The organism is Rhodococcus sp. 27YEA6 (assembly GCF_044908235.1).
GTDB classification, from domain to species: domain Bacteria; phylum Actinomycetota; class Actinomycetes; order Mycobacteriales; family Mycobacteriaceae; genus Rhodococcus_F; species Rhodococcus_F qingshengii.
This window is the reverse complement of the sequence record NZ_JBIYCY010000019.1, coordinates 1-15,308: the sequence shown is the minus strand read 5'-3', so window position 1 is coordinate 15,308 and position 15,308 is coordinate 1. Positions and strand designations below refer to the sequence as shown.

Below are 15,308 nucleotides of genomic sequence, written 5' to 3'. Positions count from 1 at the left end.
CACCGGACCACCGCAAGTCACGGGACGTTCTAAACGTCGGAACTCCGTCGGTCAGCCGATGTGGCGTTCGACGTCGTTCCAGTACGGCAGGCGCAGCACGCGCTTGAGGATTTTGCCTGAGGGATTGCGTGGCAACTCGTCGAGAAACTCGACGGACGTCGGGCACTTGTAGGCAGCAAGGTTGGCCCGGGCATAGGCGATGACCTCGTCCTCAGTCAGCGTCGCACCGGTGTTCAGAACAACCATCGCCTTGACCGTCTCACCCCACCGATTCGACGGGACGCCGATCACGGCGATGTCGTTGATAGCAGGGTGCTCGATCAGGATGTTTTCGATCTCGATCGGGTAGACGTTCTCCGCCCCGCTCACGATCATGTCCTTGAGCCGGTCACGCAGGTAGAGGTAACCATCGCGCATCGAGGCACCGTCGCCGGTCCTGACGAAGCCATCGTCCGTCAGCGCGTCTCGCGTTGCTTCCTCATTCCGCCAGTATCCGTGCATGTTGGTTGGCGCCTTAATCCAAACTTCGCCGACGACGTCGTCGTCGACGTCGTCGCCCGTCGCGGGGTCAACGACACGCAGAGTGACGCCGGGAATTGCCCGGCCGACCGAAAGGATCCGATCGGGGTGCTCGGGGTCGAGGTGGTCCTCAGGGAGCAGATTGGTGGCGCTCTGCGTTTCGGTCAGACCGTAGATCTGCAGGAAGCGGGCATCGAAGATTTCCAGGCACCGTCGCAGCAGCTCCGGTGAGATCGGTGAAGCGGCGTAGGCGATCGTGTCCAGGCTGGAGAAGTCGTGCTGGTTTATCTCGGGCGACTCGATGAGCATCTTGAGCACGGCCGGGACGAGCGTCGTCATCGTGATCCGCCACCGCGCGATGAGCGACAACAACGTGGCGGGAGCGGCATCGCGGGCGATGACGCTGTGGGCGCCCGTGCGGATGCCCAGCATCCCCAGACTTGCTCCCGCCGAGTGGAAGACCGGCATTGAGATCAGCAGAGTCGACGTCTCGTCGACGCGCAGCACCTCAGCCATGCCCTCCGTCGCGAGCACGGCGCGATTGCTGAACAGGACGCCCTTGGGCAGGCCCGTGGTACCCGAGGTATACATCTGCATCGCTGTCTCGTCGGATCGGACGGGTACAAGGGGATCCTTCGCGACGTGTCGCTCGAGCCAGTCCTCGTAACTCTCCAGGCCCGGCGCCTTACCGATAACGACGACCTTCTCGACCGTCGTCATTTCGTCACAGAACTGCTCGTACTGCTCGACGAACTCTTCTCCCAGAAACAGCACCTTGGCCGTGGAGTGATTGATGATCTGCAGCATCTCGCGGGGCGCGAGACGCCAGTTGACTGCTGCGGTCACGGCGCCGGCCATCGCGGACCCGACGGTGATCTCGAAGAACTCCAGGTTATTTTTGTCCAGGAACACGACTCGGTCCTGCGGTCCGACGCCGGTCTCAGCGAGCCCGTGTGCGAGCCGGCTGGCCCGGTCGTGGAGCTCGCCCCACGTAAGGGTCACGTTGTCGCAGCTCATACAAGGTGCATCGGACCTCGTGGTTGCCCAGCGACGGACGTACTCGGCAATGGATGGGTCGATGTCGACGGACACAGGGAACTCTTTCAGTCGGAGGGAGTGGAGGTGATTCGGAAAGTGCCGTACGCACTCGGCAATGGACGGGTCGGTGTCGACGGATATACGGGTTAGCGTCGACGGAGACAGGGACCTCTTTCAATCAAGAGGGAGCAAGTGAGCGATTCGAGCAGCAGCATCGACCGCGAGCCGGCCTAAGGCACCCAGATCGGTGTCGCCAACGCGCATCACAATTGCAGTCGGAACACTCAGCGAGACCGCGGCAATGGCCACTCCGGCGTGCAGTACCGGCGCAGCAACGCAGATCGTTCCGTGGCATGCCTCTTCTCGCTCGATCGCGTATCCCTCCGTCTGTGCTTTGCCCAGCTGGTCGACGAACTGCTTGCGTAGGGAGACCGAGTACGGAGTGACCCGGGTCAGCGGCTGGCCGATGACGTACACGACCGTCGCACGCGGGCTATGTGCGAGGATCGCTTTTCCCAGTGCCGTGCAGGTAGCCGGAAAGCGGCCGCCGACTCGGCTCGGCAACCGGGTTCCGGCCGGCCTGGTGATCTTGTCGAGATAGAGCACGTCGCGACCGCTCAACGTAGCCAGGTGAACGGCGTCGGCGTTCGAGCGCTCGAACAGCCAGTTGAGCGGTCCGGGCGCTACGTCACGCAGCTCGCCGAACTCCGACCAGCGGGCCGCTTCGCTGAGCTCGAAGAAGCTGCCGCCGACGCGGTAGCGCGAGCCGGTGCGTCCGACGAAGCCGTGCTCCTCGAGAGTTTTGAGCAACCGGTGGGCCGTGCTCTTGGGGACACCGATGTCTGCCGCGACCTCGGTGACGCCGAAGGAGTTTCCGCGAGCTTTGGAGATGGCCTCGAGCAGTGCCAGCGCCTTCGACGCGGAGGACTGTGCGATGGTCTCAGTCGGTTGACGAGGTGCGTTGACCTCCTGGCCGAGCGTGAGTGGTTCTATCATGTCGATGCTCATGTGGGCCCTCTTCCTCACCGCTACCACCTACCCAGAGCATGCTGGTGCGACGGGAGCGTCGCTGTCAGTTCAGCCGAGTCGGTGTGATGTAAGTAACGCCGTAGTTAGTGGTCATGGTGGGATCAGCGTCCGATAAATGGCACCCAAGGTTCCGACCGCTGGAACGCCTGCGCACCGCCCGGGGCCCATATCGCGGTCACCATGCGTACCGTCCCGACCGCTGGAGCCGGTGGCCCGCACTGTAGATCCCGTCCGGCTCCACGTTGGCAAACCTAGAACGACATCGAGTGGGCCTGTCCCGGGCACTATCGCCTTGCAAAAGGTGATTTGCCGTGACGACACATAGCGACGAGCCGACGCTGCGCCGCGGGGAGCTGGCAACCGCGGAGCTTGAAGTGGCGGCACCAATGGTGATCAGCAGCGGTCCGAACGGCGCACACGATCGTCGAACTACTTGACGGATACTTCTACGGTCCTGGCCGGACGAGTCAAGGGTAGGTCCGGTGCAGACTGGATCGTTATCAGATTGAACGGGGCTGGCGTCTTCGACGTACGTCTGGTCATCGAGACCGAGGACGGATCCCCGTCTATGCCGAGACGCGCGGGCGTACGACCTCACGGGCCGAGAATCCACACGCTCTCTCTGCCCAAGACTTTTCGAGACCGCCAGTCCCCTCTCATGCGTAGCTAAATCGGACGGTAGTGGTGACACGGGCCGACTCGGACGGCATGCGCCTGAGTTACACGATCGTGGCCCGCCGCCACCAGCTGAGCCGAGGTCCACCCTCAAGGTGTGACGAGCAGCTTGCAGTGTGGCTGGTTTCCTGGCGCTTCCACCTCTCGGCGACATCGGCAAGGGCCGTACGCTCGGACTCGACGTGGATTCCACCGGTGAGCGCCAGTTGACTCAGGTCGCCGAAGGCCCGCGCCCTGACATCGATCGGCACCATGCCGATGCTGCAGGAGAACAGGTCTCGCTCTTTGAGGGGGATCCCGCGGAGTTCGACGGTCCAGCCGGCTCGCATCCCGAGGTTGACGATTCGGCCGCCCACGCGGGTCGCCTGGATGCCGGCTGCCATAGGCGCGCCGAACAGAGAGTCGACGGCGAGGTCGAAGCCCCCCCTTCGGAGGCGCCGGCGAGTCTGCCCTCGTAGGCCTCGTCGAGCGTCACCACAGCGCCTGCTCCGCGATCCTGCACGGCGTCCAAGGTTTCTCGGTCACGACCAGCAGCGACGACACGGCGCGCCCCGAGAGCCTTGGCAGCCTGTACGGCGATCTGGCCGACACTGCCCCCCAAGCACCAGTACCGACTCCCCGGGCGGGATTCCAGCCTTGTATGTCAGTGCGAGCCAAGCGGTCGTACCCTCTACATCGAGGCAAAGGGCTTGTTCGTCGGCGATGTCGTCTGTGAGCTGCTGGACTTGCCCTGCATGCGCCACAGCCTGCTCCGCTAACGCCCCGTGGGGGTGCAGTGCGGGATAAAGGTAGACCCGCTCACCGTCGGACGTTCTACCGACCGCTTCGGTCCAGGGAACGAACGGCGTCGGGCGAATGCCCGAGGCGTATATCCAGGTCCGCCGGATTGAGGGCGGCGGTCGAACTATGCACGAGAACTATGCACGAGAACGCCGTCCTTACCGGTGATCGGTTCGGGTCTCTCACCGAGGACCGGCGCAGCTCCGAGTTCGGCGATAATGGCAGCACGCACATTTTTCTCCTTGCTCGGTCCTATTGGTTTGGTCAGTCCTGCTGAGGCCTCCACGGCCAATACTTTGCAGTGGCGCCCCCATCAACCGTGATGTTGCTGCCGGTGATCATCCGGGCATCGTCCGAGGCAAGGAACACGACCGTTGGCACGTAGTCGCTCGGCGTCGGCAGCCGCTTCATCGGGAATTGGGCGGTGAAGTCCATCGGGTAGGCGCTGGGCTGGCTCGTCATCGCGGCCATCCGCGCCACCAACTTCGGGTCCTCCGGCTGCGTCGCAGTCGGGGTGAAGCCGTTGACACGGATGCCATACTCGGCGAGCTCCATCGCGACCGAACGGGTGAAGTTGATGAGTCCACTCTTACCGGTGCTGTAGCCAATATTTCCAGGCTGACCCTGCCACGCCGCGGTTGAGAGGACGTTGATGATGCTGCCTGCGATCTGCTGATCGATCATCACCTGGCCGACCGCTCGAGTAAACAGGAAGGCCCCACCCAGGATGATGTCGATCTGACGGCGGTACTCCTCGAGAGGCATTGTGAAGAGCCCCTTCTGGTTGAACCAGACTGCATTGTTGACCAGGACGTCGATACGCCCCCAACGCTCCAGCGCCTGGGCGACGACGTCCGCCACATGATCGGGATCGGTGACGTCGCCGGTCACGGCGAATGCCTCACCGCCCGCGTCCTCGATGCGGTTCACGGTCGCTGCCGCAACCTCGGCCGACATATCTGTACACACGACCTTGGCCCCCGCGGCAGCCAGCCCGGCGGCCAGCGATCCCCCGATGTTGGCACTGGCACCGGTGACGATCGCGACCTTGCCTTCGAGACGGTTCACAGGATGATGCTGACCTTGCCGTGAGGGCGAAGAGCATCCAAGGTCAGCACGGACTTGCGCTCGACGTACCTGAGGACCTGTTCGGCATCGTACTCGAGGATGTGGCGGTACTGGCCGACGTACGTGTCGATGACACCGTTACGGACGCGGTAGACGGCGAAGTTGGCTCGGACGCGAATACGCCCGCCGTCACCGTGCGTCGCCCGGATATTGGAGATCATCCGGGTCGTCCGCGAGTGTGGGTATTCCGCGTGAGCAGCGCGGGTCAGCAACGAATTGACACGCTGCTCCAAAAGGAACCGATCGTCCTGCACTAGGAACAAGTCTCGGCTCGGGTCGCCCTCGGGGCGGTCGGTGGCAGGAATGAGGTAGTGGGCATCTGCGGTGAAGAGCTCAAGCCACTCGTGCAACCGCCATTCGTCGAGTACCTGTGCCTCGTCGAAAAGGAACTGCTCGATCTGGCGGAGCTGCGTATCCGACACGGACAGCACGGGTCCGGGGTCCACCTGGACATTACTCATCGTCAACCTCCTGTTGTCTCACGGACCGTCAGTCTCTCGGACCGATCGAGCGTCGGCCAGACCACGTTCCAAGGTTCGGAACCTCCACCCCAGGCACCTAATAAAGCAATTGATTGTGCTTTTAATTCAATTGACCTAACGTCATTGCGATACTCGACTGAACGGACAGCCAACATGTGGAGCTTTGAGAACGATCCCGAATTTCAACCTGAGCTCGACTGGATCGACACTTTTGTGCGCGAAAAGGTCCAGCCACTGGACTACTTACTGGGCAGCCAGTGGAACATTCATGACCCCGAGTTCACCCGCCTCGTCCGGCCGCTGCAGGCCGAGGTCCAAGCTCGCGGCCTGTGGGCCTGCCACCTGGGCCCCGAACTAGGCGGCAAAGGCTACGGTCAGCTCAAACTCGCACTGATGAACGAGAAGTTCGGCATGTCGCGCTTCGGCCCGATCGTTTTCGGCTGCCAGGCACCGGATTCCGGCAATGCCGAAATCCTCGCGCACTACGGCACCGACGAGCAGAAGGAGACCTTCCTCTACCCTCTGCTGGCGAACGAGATCGTGTCATGCTTCTCGATGACCGAACCGCAGGGCGGTGCCGACCCCCTGGTCTTTACAGCCCATGCCGAGCCTGACGGTGATGAGTGGGTCATCAACGGCGAGAAGTGGTTCGCCTCCGAAGCCGACCACGCGGCGTTCTTCATCCTCATGGTGGTGACAGACCCGGACACCGAGAATCCGTACCGCCGCATGTCGATGTTCATCGTCCCCCGCGACCTGCCCGGCATCGAGAACATCAAGAATTACGGCTTCTACGGGGAACGCGACGATTCGCACGCCCACCTGCGATTCAAGGACGTCCGTGTCCCGAAGGAGAACATGCTCGGTGGACCAGGCGATGCCTTCGTCGTCGCCCAGGTCCGGCTCGGCGGTGGCCGCATGCATCACGCGATGCGTACCCTCGCTCAGGCCACGCGCGCTTTCGAGATGATGTGCGAGCGCGTCGTCTCGCGCGAGACCAAGGGCGAGCAGCTCTCACAGAAGCAACTTGTGCAGGAGAAGATCGCCGACAGCTGGGTCGAGCTGCGCCAGTTCCGTCTGCTGATCCTCGAGACCGCATGGCTGGCCGATCAGGGCAACGACTGGAAGGCGATCCGCAAGAACGTCTCGGCGGTCAAGGCGACGATGCCGAAACTCCTGCACGACATCTCCTCCCGCGCCTTGCATCTCCACGGGTCGCTAGGGCTGACCCACGAGATGCCGTTCGCGGAGTGGGTCGTCCACTCGTTCCATGTCGGCCTCGCCGACGGCCCAACGGAGGTCCACAAAGTCGTCGTCGCCAAGGAAGTCCTGCGGGATGTCAAGCCGGCAGTGGGCATGTTCCCCGCTTACCACAAGGCCGAGATGACACGCCGCGCCCACGAGCTCTACGACGCTTCCGAGGTGTTGTGACACCAGATTGCCTCGGTCGTTCCGCCAGACTTCCCGGTGAACACAACTGCATGAGCCGCTCGACTGGTGAACCGGTTCGGTCTGTTTCGCTTCAACCAACGAGACGCGACCCCTAGACGGGTGGTTTCGCCGATTACGGATGTCGGCCCTGACTGACATCCGTAATCGGGATACTCGGGATGCGCTCGTTCTGGTCTGTGCCGGCTCATGGGTTCTACCTGTAGTGGCCGAGCACACGCCCAATCCGCGGAGATCAGCGTGGGTACTGGCCGTCATCTACCTTGATGACGGTGCCAGTGACATACTGGGATGCCGGTGAGACCAGATAGAGAAGGGTGCTCTCCAGCATCGCTGGATCCCCGAGGCGCTTCCGCGGGAACGAGGTAGTGATGTCGCCCACCCGATCCAGCATCGCGTCCATCATCTCGGATGCGAACGCTCCGGGAGCGATTGCATTCACGTTGATACCGTATGCCGCCCACTCCACCGCGAGAACCTCCGCCATACGACTCATCGCCGCTTTCGTGACCGAGTAGAGAGCAGCTCCCTCTCCGCGATAGTCGAATGCCGACATCGACGACACGTTGACGATCCGACCCTCCAGCCCGGCCGCAATGAGTCGCGAGGCGACCGCGGTCGCCAGCAGCCACGGCCCACGAATGTTCGTCTCAAGGACCGTGTCGACCAACTCCAACGGCATTTGATGTGCTCGTCTTGCGTCCGGCACACCTGCATTGTTGACCAAAATCTGTGGCGGTCCATAAATTTGGGTAATGTGCTCCATCGCGGCCTCGATTGCATCGGGGTCGCGGACGTCGAGTGTCACCGGGAATGCGGTACCGCCCTCGGTCTCGACCCGAGCCACTGCGTCGGCCAACCGGTCTGGACGACGCCCCGCCAACCCGACAATGGCACCAGATCGTGCCAACGTCTTCGAGAAGCCGAATCCGAGCCCTGTGGCTGCCCCGGTGACGAGTGCAACCTGGCCGTCGATCCCTACGTCTACGGTCACGCCGGCCCTACCAGGGAACGGCCGATGATTTGCTTCATGATCTCGTTGGTTCCGTCGAAGATTCGTTGAATCCGAGCATCCTGGTAGGCCCGTGCGACGGGGTACTCGATCATGAATCCATACCCTCCGCGAAGTTGCAGGCAGCGATCGACAACTCTGTTCTGGAGATCTGCGGACCACCACTTCGCCTGTGCCGCATCGACATCGACATCGACTAAATCGACAGCATTCAGGGCGAGGATTGCCTGATCGACGAAATTTCCGCCGATATTCACCTCTGTCTGGATCTCGGCGAGTTCGAACTGCGTGTTCTGGAAGTCGGCGATCCGTTGGCCGAAGGCCGTTCGGTCTCGCACGTACGTGATGGTCTCGCGCAGAATCGATTCCGCGACGGCCAGAGCGTGGACCGCGATGCTGAGCCGTTCCAGGGGCAGCTTGACCTTCAATTGTCCGAATCCGCTACCGATTCTGCCGAGTACGTTCGCCTCGGGAACGAACACGTCCTCGTAGACCAATTCGGCGGTGTCCTGCGCGTGCAGGCCGATCTTCTGAAGTTTGCGTCCACGAATGAATCCCGGCATGTCTCGCTCGACCACCAGCAGGCTGAAACCGTTCACGCCGCCTTCTGGATCGGTGCGCGCGACGGTGATGACAATGTCGCTCTGGATACCGTTGGTGATCAGTGTCTTCGAACCATTGACAAGCCAGCCGCCTGCGACTTTGGTAGCGGAGGTGCGAATCCCCTTAAGATCACTGCCGGTTCCAGGTTCGGTCATGGCGATCGCGCCGATCAGCTCACCTGTCGCCATCGACGGCATCCACCGAGCGAGCTGGTCCTGGTTGCCGAGCTCTTTGATGTACGGGATGGCGATGTCATCTTGGAGCGAGAAACTCGACGAAAGCGCGGTGGCGTGCACCTTGGCGAATTCCTCCATGACTACTGCGCGGAAACGGTAGTCGGTTCCGCCACCGCCGCCGTAGTTCTCCGGTGCTGCAAGACCGACGATGCCCTGTTTACCGGCAGCGATCCACGTGTCGCGATCGATGAACCGCTGTTCGTCCCAGCGATTAAGATGCGGAACGACCTCGCGCTTCACGAACTCGGCCACTACCTCACGAAATGCTTGGTGGTCTGCGTCGTACAGGTGCCGTCTCATCGTTGTCCTCGCAGTTTGGTCGCGTCGAAGTCGGATTCGGGGAGAAGGTCAGTCACGACGTCTGGCATGTGTGTGGACACGTGGTCGGGGAACTTCGGTGGACGCTTATCCAAGAACGCCGCGAAGCCCTCTCGGGCGTCGGCACTCACTCCGCGCACGTTGAGAGCGTTCGTTTCCGCAGTGTGAGCAAGCATGGGATGCGGCGCGCCCAGCATGCGCCACACCAGTTGCCGTGTCAGTGCCGCCGATACGGGAGAGGTGGATTCCACGATTTCCCGGGCGAGCTCGTATGCCGCCGCGAGCAGGTTGTCGGGTGCGTGAACACTGCGTACCAATCCGTTTTCGTGAGCCTCGGCAGCGGGAAACACCCGGCCGGTGAGCATCCATTCCATGGCTACCTGAATCGGCACGACCCGGGGGAGAAACCATGTCGAACACGATTCGGGGACAACCCCACGGCGATTGAACACATATCCGAATCGTGCCCGATCCGACGCGAGTCGTATATCGGCAGCCAGGACCATCGTTGCGCCCACGCCGACAGCGGCACCGTTGATCGCGGCGATGATCGGTTTACGGCACGCGTACATCCGAAGCACCACTCGACCTCCACCGTCTCGTCGCATTGGGAGTGTCTCACCGTCGACCTCGTATTGTGTTCCTGGAGGGGCAGTTACGCTGGTACGCCACGCGTCGAACGCGTCCGCGCCGTCGACGAGGTCCATTCCCGCGCAGAACGCACGCCCCGACCCGGTGAGAACGATCACCTGTACGTCGTCGTCCGCGTCACACTGGTCGTACGCGGCGATCAGTTCCGCTTCCATCTCGTCCGTGAACGCATTGAGACGGTCCGGACGAGCAAGTGTCACGGTGGCGATTCCGGTGGCGATCGACAGTGAGATCGTGGTGAATGTCTGCATAATTCAGGAAACCTCCATGATGGCGACGGTCGGTATGCCGGCGCTCCCGCAGGGTGTCGAACTCTCGACACCGCAGAGATGGTCCAGCAGCCCCGGCACGGGCGTCACTGAAACGTTCCGAATGTTGGAAAACGTTGATGTGTAATACATTCCGAACTCGTTTCAGTCCGCAGACGCCTGGGTCAGGTAGCGCTCCTTGATTTTGCCCTTCACCAGCTTGCCCGTCGGTGTTCGAGGAAGATCCTGGGCGAAATCGACCGACGTGAGGGCCTTGTACTTCGCGATCCGCTCGCGCACGTAGTCGATGAGCTCTTGTTCCAGCTCGGGAGAGGGGACGAACCCCGTTGCGAGCTGCACGATGCCTTCACTGCTTCGCCTATGTCCGCGTCGGGAACTCCGACGACACCAACATCCAGCACTGCGGGAGGGAGCGTCAGAATGTTTTCCGCTTCCTGCGGATGGATGTTCGCACCGCCAGAAATGATCACCAACGCACGACGGTCGGTGAGATACAGATATCCGTCAGCGTCCAACCATCCAATGTTGCCGGTGGTGGTCCGCTTCGGGTGCTGCGTATGTTGCGCCTGAAGGGTCTTCTCAGGGTCATTGTGATACACGAACGGAATCATGTCGCGCTCGAAATAGACCAACCCGGTCTGACCCGAATCCACCTCGGGGTGATCCGGGAGGGAATCGTCGCACACTCGAAGGATCCCGAGAGATGACTTGCCGACCGAACCCAGGCGTACGAGCCATTCGTGTGAGTCAAGCATGGTGATGCCGTGAGTCTCGGTCACGGAGTAATACTCCTCGAAGACAGGCCTCCACCAGCGGCTCATCTCCTGCTTCACCTCGACTGGGCGCGGTGCGGCGGCATGGATCGCAACGCGCATGCTCGAAGTGTCGTAACGCTCGCGCACCTCTCGCGGAAAACTTGAGCATGCGGACGAACATCGTCGGTACCCACTGGCTGTGAGTGACCCCGTGCTTCTCGATCACGGCCAGCGCGCCCTCGGCGTCGAACTTGCGTAGAAGAACGACGGTTCCACCCAGAGCCTGTATCATCGCACAGAACCGCAGCGGCGCTGCATGATACAGCGGGCAGGCGAAAAGTAGACATGTCGGCGCCGAGCCCATAGCGCGATCCGAACACGACAATAAGTGGGTGACCCGGCTCGCTTACTTGATGGTCGGGCAGCGGGGCACGAATCCCCTGGCTTTCCGGTAGTTCCGGACGAATACAGCATGTCCTGTCCGGCAGTCTGATCTGCAAGCGGTTCCGTCGACGCTTCGGCGAGTAGTTCGTCGAGATCGGAGTATCCGGGAATCTGCCCGCTGATGGACGCATGCAGAGTGAGATCCGGAGGTTGCTCGGCAATCCTGGCACCGAGTTCGGCCTTAGCTGCGGACACGAAAATAGCTTCCACACCGCTGTCGTCGATCACGTGTAGGTGCTCGTCGAGAGCGAGGTAGACGTTGAGTGCAGTGAAGTAGAGACCACAACGCATTGCGGCCCAGTAGATCTCGAAATACCGTGGCGTGTTCTCTGCTAGTACAGCGATGCAGTCCCCCTGTTTCAGTCCGGCGTCCCGCAGGACGTGAGCCAACCGAAGCGACCGTTCCTCCAAGTCTGCGTAGGTGAGAATGCCACCGGTGTCAGCCACGATGACAGCGGCTTTGTCTGGATTTGCGATGGCGTGGGCTCCTGGGTAGGGATCGCAGGATCGCCCCGATTCTCGTCCGCCGGGACCATTTGTTCCATCGACTGGAAACCTTCGATACTCCGACGCGCTTCGACAAGCAATCTGAGAGAATGCCGACTTCATACCCTCCACCTCATGTCCCGGATCTGCTCCCCGCTGGCCTCCTGCGCGGACATACGGCGTTCATCACTGGCGGAGGCAGGGCATCAATCTCGCGATCGCACGAACCTTCGCACAAAGCGGTGCGTCCGTATCCATCTCCGGTCGAACCGAGCGCAAACTGATTGCCGCAGCTGACGAATTGAAAGCCCTCGGCGCCCGTGTCTGTCGTTCTGTGGCAGATGTTCGTGACGCCGAAGAAGTGGCTGCGGGCGCTCACTCGTACAGCCGAAGAACTGGATCCGGAGACCACGGTCGTCGCCGGTGCCGCAGGAAACCTTTTTCACACCCGCAGAAAAGATCAGCCCCAAAGGTTTCGGACCGTAATCGATATTGATCTGATGGGTGTCTTCCACACAGCTCACGGAGCGTTCGATCAGCTACGAAAGATATCACCCAATTTGCCGGTTCCTGAAAAGGCTTGCACATCCACTAAACGATCGAGGGCCAACGACGGACGAATGCCACCGATGCTTGTCTACTTGTCAGGTTTGCGGAATTCCTTCGATCAAGCACGGCGTGTCAACGTCACTCGAAGCTGATTCTGGTTCAGGATGGTGCACAAGGTTCAGAACGTATAAGTGCCAGACAGAAGGAGGCCGTGCCATGCCGATGCCCAGTAAGGGTGACCGGACGTCACTGACTGTCCGACTCCCGTCAGAGCTGATTGAGACGCTCAAGACACAGCGGAGTTCGGCAGGTGCTACGTCTCTGAGCCAGTACGTCGCTGATCTGATCGCGATCGCTAGTGATCGCGAGGATCTCGCACTTGAACTCAATCGTGAACTAAATTGTGGACATGAGCAGGGGGTTCTTCCTCTGACTGCGTAGCTGCTTCGCACTGTAACTGCTTGTCGACGACGGCTCAAGAATGACCCCGTAGCGACGGATTGGGATTGACCCCTCTCCGATGCTAGGAGGGTGATATCAGTGGAGGATTGGGCAGAAATCCGTCGTCTGCATCGCAGCGAAGGAATACCGATCAAGGAAATCGCACGACGGATGGGCATCGCCCGGAACACCGTGCGCACCGCGTTACGCGCGCAGGGCCCTCCGAGTCGGGAACGTGGTCCGCGTGGCTCACTCGCCGATGGAGTCGAGCCACAGATCCGGCAATTGCTGTCCGAGTATCCGCGGATGCCGGCGACGGTAATCGCCGAACGGATCGGCTGGGAACATTCGCTGACAACACTCAAGGATCGGGTGCGACAGATTCGGCCGGAGTACCAGGGCATCGACCCCGCCGACCGAATCACCTACGAGCCGGGCCAACTCACCCAATGCGATCTCTGGTTCCCGGAGACGAGAATCCCGGTCGCAGCCGGGCAGGAACGAATCTTGCCTGTGCTGGTGATGACGTTGGCGTTCTCACGGTTCATGACCGCATCGATGATTCCGTCGAGGCAGGGCGGGGACATTCTCTCGGGCATGTGGACCTCGATATCGCAGGTCGGTCGAGTGACCAAAACGCTGTTGTGGGATCGGGAATCGGCGATCGGCGGCACTGGAAAGGTGACCACCCCGGCGGTGGCGTTCGCGGGAACGTTGGCCACGCAGATCAAACTCGCTCCACCGCGGGACCCCGAGTACAAGGGCATGGTCGAACGGCACAACGGTTACCTCGAGACCTCGTTTCTGCCTGGCCACCGGTTTGCTTCACCCGACGACTTCAACGACCAACTCGGCGACTGGCTCGAACGCGCCAACTCTCGGATGGTTCGCTCGACCGGGGGCCGCCCGATCGATCTGCTCGACACGGACTATTCGGCGATGCTTCCGCTGCCGCCGGTGAACCCGTCGATCGGACTGCATCACCGAATCCGTTTGGCCCGTGACTATTACGTCAGGATGGACTCGGTCGACTACTCCGTCGACCCGCGAGTGATCGGCAGGTTCGTCGACGTCGCCGCATCACCGAACGAGGTGGTGGTCACCTGTGAGGGACAGGTCGTCGCCTCTCACCGGCGGTCCTGGGCGAAACATGCCGTGGTCACCGATCCGGCTCACGTCCAGGCGGCCGCGCAGTTGCGGCAACAGTTCACCGCCGACCAGCGACGCCGCCGTGACGCCGACCGCCACCATCTCGACGGGCACCGGGTCGCCTTGCGTGCTCTGCCTGACTACGACGCCCTCTTCGGGGTCGATTTCTCCACTCCCACAACGAAAGCGAGAACGTAAGTGGCTACCTCCACCAATTCGAAGACCGCAACACCAACCAAACGGGCAGGGCCATCCGATGGTTGCCGTCGATGATCGCCTACCTCACCCGTGTACTGAAAACCCCGACGATCGGAGCAACCTGGGAAGACCTCGCCGCCCAGGCGCGGGACGAGAACTGGTCCCACGAGGAATACCTCGCCGCGCTGTTGCAACGTCAGGTCGCTGACCGCGAATCCAAAGGTGCCATCATGCGGATCCGCACTGCACATTTTCCGGCGGTGAAAACTCTCGAGGACTTCAACCTCGACCACCTGCCATCGCTACGTCGTGATGTGTTGGCGCACTTGGCCACCGGAACTTTCGTCGCGAAGGCAGAGAACGTGATCCTGCTCGGCCCGCCCGGCATCGGCAAAACACACATCGCAATCGGACTCGGCGTCAAAGCGACCCACGCCGGCTACTCCGTCCTCTTCGACACGGCATCGAACTGGATTGCCCGCCTCGGTGCCGCACACCATGCCGGCCGGCTCGAAGCGGAACTGAAGAAGATTCGCCGCTAGAAACTCATCATCATCGACGAAGTCGGATACATTCCGTTCGATCAGGACGCGGCGAATTTGTTCTTCCAACTTGTCGCATCCCGGTACGAGTTGGGTTCGATCATGGTCACCTCGAATCTGCCGTTCGGGCGGTGGGGTGAGACGTTCTCCGACGATGTCGTCGCGGCAGCGATGATCGATCGACTGGTGCATCATGCCGAGGTTCTTACGCTGACGGGCGATTCTTACCGGACTCGGCAACGACGTGAATTGCTCAGTAAAAACAACCGGGCTGGCAGCGACTAACCAGAGCCAGCGGGGTCAATTCCAATCCGTCGGCAAGGGGTCAATTCCAACCCGTCGTTGACACTGCTCCGTACTTGACCGTTGGAGCAGGCATTCAACTGAATTTATGCAGCACGTGAAAAACGAAAAAACCCCCGGAATCCCGAGGGTTTTTCGAAAGTAACGAGTGACTAGCTGTATGAGGCGCGGACGTTGGTGACGCGGTGCCGGCGGTAAGCGGCGGGTGGTCGTCCTCCGCGTGTTGAATGCGGTCGGTGGTAATTGTAGTGA

Annotated in this window: 12 protein-coding genes and 3 pseudogenes; 5 read left to right on the top strand and 10 right to left on the bottom strand. The window is 61.4% G+C overall.

Going from position 1 to position 15,308, the window contains the following annotated elements; genetic code table 11:
* Window positions 1-51: 51 nt before the first annotated feature.
* Both ABH939_RS29295 and ABH939_RS29290 read right to left on the bottom strand, forming a co-directional pair.
* Complete coding sequence (locus ABH939_RS29295) at window positions 52-1,611, bottom strand: long-chain-fatty-acid--CoA ligase (RefSeq protein WP_191908625.1); 1,560 nt, start codon at window positions 1,609-1,611, stop codon at window positions 52-54.
* 120 nt (window positions 1,612-1,731) lie between these two features.
* Complete coding sequence (locus tag ABH939_RS29290) at window positions 1,732-2,565, bottom strand: IclR family transcriptional regulator (protein ID WP_151097243.1); 834 nt, start codon at window positions 2,563-2,565, stop codon at window positions 1,732-1,734.
* A gap of 332 nt (window positions 2,566-2,897) precedes the next feature.
* Here ABH939_RS29290 and ABH939_RS29285 point away from each other — a divergent pair, with 332 nt between their 5' ends.
* Window positions 2,898-3,023, top strand: a complete 126-nt coding sequence (locus tag ABH939_RS29285) for a hypothetical protein (RefSeq protein ID WP_256083121.1) — start codon at window positions 2,898-2,900, stop codon at window positions 3,021-3,023.
* Window positions 3,024-3,305: 282 nt separating this feature from the next.
* On the opposite strand, the gene ABH939_RS29280 is transcribed toward ABH939_RS29285, so the two are convergent.
* The 4 genes and pseudogenes from ABH939_RS29280 to ABH939_RS29265 all read right to left on the bottom strand — a co-directional run bounded on the left by ABH939_RS29280 (window position 3,306) and on the right by ABH939_RS29265 (window position 5,630).
* A complete protein-coding gene (locus ABH939_RS29280) occupies window positions 3,306-3,644 on the bottom strand; it encodes a hypothetical protein (RefSeq protein ID WP_243580658.1) in 339 nt (112 codons plus the stop codon).
* 56 nt (window positions 3,645-3,700) lie between these two features.
* A pseudogene (locus ABH939_RS29275) lies at window positions 3,701-3,862 on the bottom strand (hypothetical protein); the annotation flags it as partial.
* A gap of 443 nt (window positions 3,863-4,305) precedes the next feature.
* The gene (locus ABH939_RS29270) at window positions 4,306-5,109 is read right to left on the bottom strand and encodes an SDR family NAD(P)-dependent oxidoreductase (RefSeq protein WP_151097247.1); all 804 of its coding nucleotides are present in this window, start codon (window positions 5,107-5,109) and stop codon (window positions 4,306-4,308) included.
* On the bottom strand, window positions 5,106-5,630 hold the full coding sequence (locus ABH939_RS29265) for an aromatic-ring-hydroxylating dioxygenase subunit beta (RefSeq protein WP_054781261.1): 525 nt from the start codon (window positions 5,628-5,630) through the stop codon (window positions 5,106-5,108). Before ABH939_RS29265 ends, ABH939_RS29270 begins: the two co-directional genes overlap by 4 nt.
* A 174-nt stretch (window positions 5,631-5,804) precedes the next feature.
* Between ABH939_RS29265 and ABH939_RS29260 the strand changes: the two genes are divergently transcribed.
* Window positions 5,805-7,082: an acyl-CoA dehydrogenase family protein gene (locus ABH939_RS29260; RefSeq protein WP_151097249.1), complete on the top strand. Its 1,278-nt coding sequence runs from the start codon at window positions 5,805-5,807 to the stop codon at window positions 7,080-7,082.
* Window positions 7,083-7,335: 253 nt separating this feature from the next.
* Here the strand turns inward: ABH939_RS29260 and ABH939_RS29255 are convergent, their stop codons facing one another.
* The 4 genes and pseudogenes from ABH939_RS29255 to ABH939_RS29240 all read right to left on the bottom strand — a co-directional run bounded on the left by ABH939_RS29255 (window position 7,336) and on the right by ABH939_RS29240 (window position 11,865).
* On the bottom strand, window positions 7,336-8,094 hold the full coding sequence (locus ABH939_RS29255) for an SDR family NAD(P)-dependent oxidoreductase (RefSeq protein WP_054781252.1): 759 nt from the start codon (window positions 8,092-8,094) through the stop codon (window positions 7,336-7,338).
* Window positions 8,091-9,251: an acyl-CoA dehydrogenase family protein gene (locus ABH939_RS29250; protein ID WP_151097251.1), complete on the bottom strand. Its 1,161-nt coding sequence runs from the start codon at window positions 9,249-9,251 to the stop codon at window positions 8,091-8,093. Before ABH939_RS29250 ends, ABH939_RS29255 begins: the two co-directional genes overlap by 4 nt.
* Window positions 9,248-10,171, bottom strand: coding sequence for a crotonase/enoyl-CoA hydratase family protein (locus tag ABH939_RS29245; protein ID WP_151097253.1), 924 nt, complete (start codon window positions 10,169-10,171; stop codon window positions 9,248-9,250). Before ABH939_RS29245 ends, ABH939_RS29250 begins: the two co-directional genes overlap by 4 nt.
* A 162-nt stretch (window positions 10,172-10,333) precedes the next feature.
* A pseudogene (locus ABH939_RS29240) lies at window positions 10,334-11,865 on the bottom strand (AMP-binding protein).
* A 130-nt stretch (window positions 11,866-11,995) separates the two neighbouring features.
* Here ABH939_RS29240 and ABH939_RS29235 point away from each other — a divergent pair.
* The 3 genes and pseudogenes from ABH939_RS29235 to istB all read left to right on the top strand — a co-directional run bounded on the left by ABH939_RS29235 (window position 11,996) and on the right by istB (window position 15,038).
* Window positions 11,996-12,370: an SDR family NAD(P)-dependent oxidoreductase gene (locus ABH939_RS29235; protein WP_151097400.1), complete on the top strand. Its 375-nt coding sequence runs from the start codon at window positions 11,996-11,998 to the stop codon at window positions 12,368-12,370.
* Between the two features lie 584 nt (window positions 12,371-12,954).
* The gene (istA, locus tag ABH939_RS29230) at window positions 12,955-14,211 is read left to right on the top strand and encodes an IS21 family transposase (protein WP_151097255.1); all 1,257 of its coding nucleotides are present in this window, start codon (window positions 12,955-12,957) and stop codon (window positions 14,209-14,211) included.
* Between the two features lie 71 nt (window positions 14,212-14,282).
* A pseudogene (gene istB / locus ABH939_RS29225) lies at window positions 14,283-15,038 on the top strand (IS21-like element helper ATPase IstB).
* Window positions 15,039-15,308: the final 270 nt, after the last annotated feature.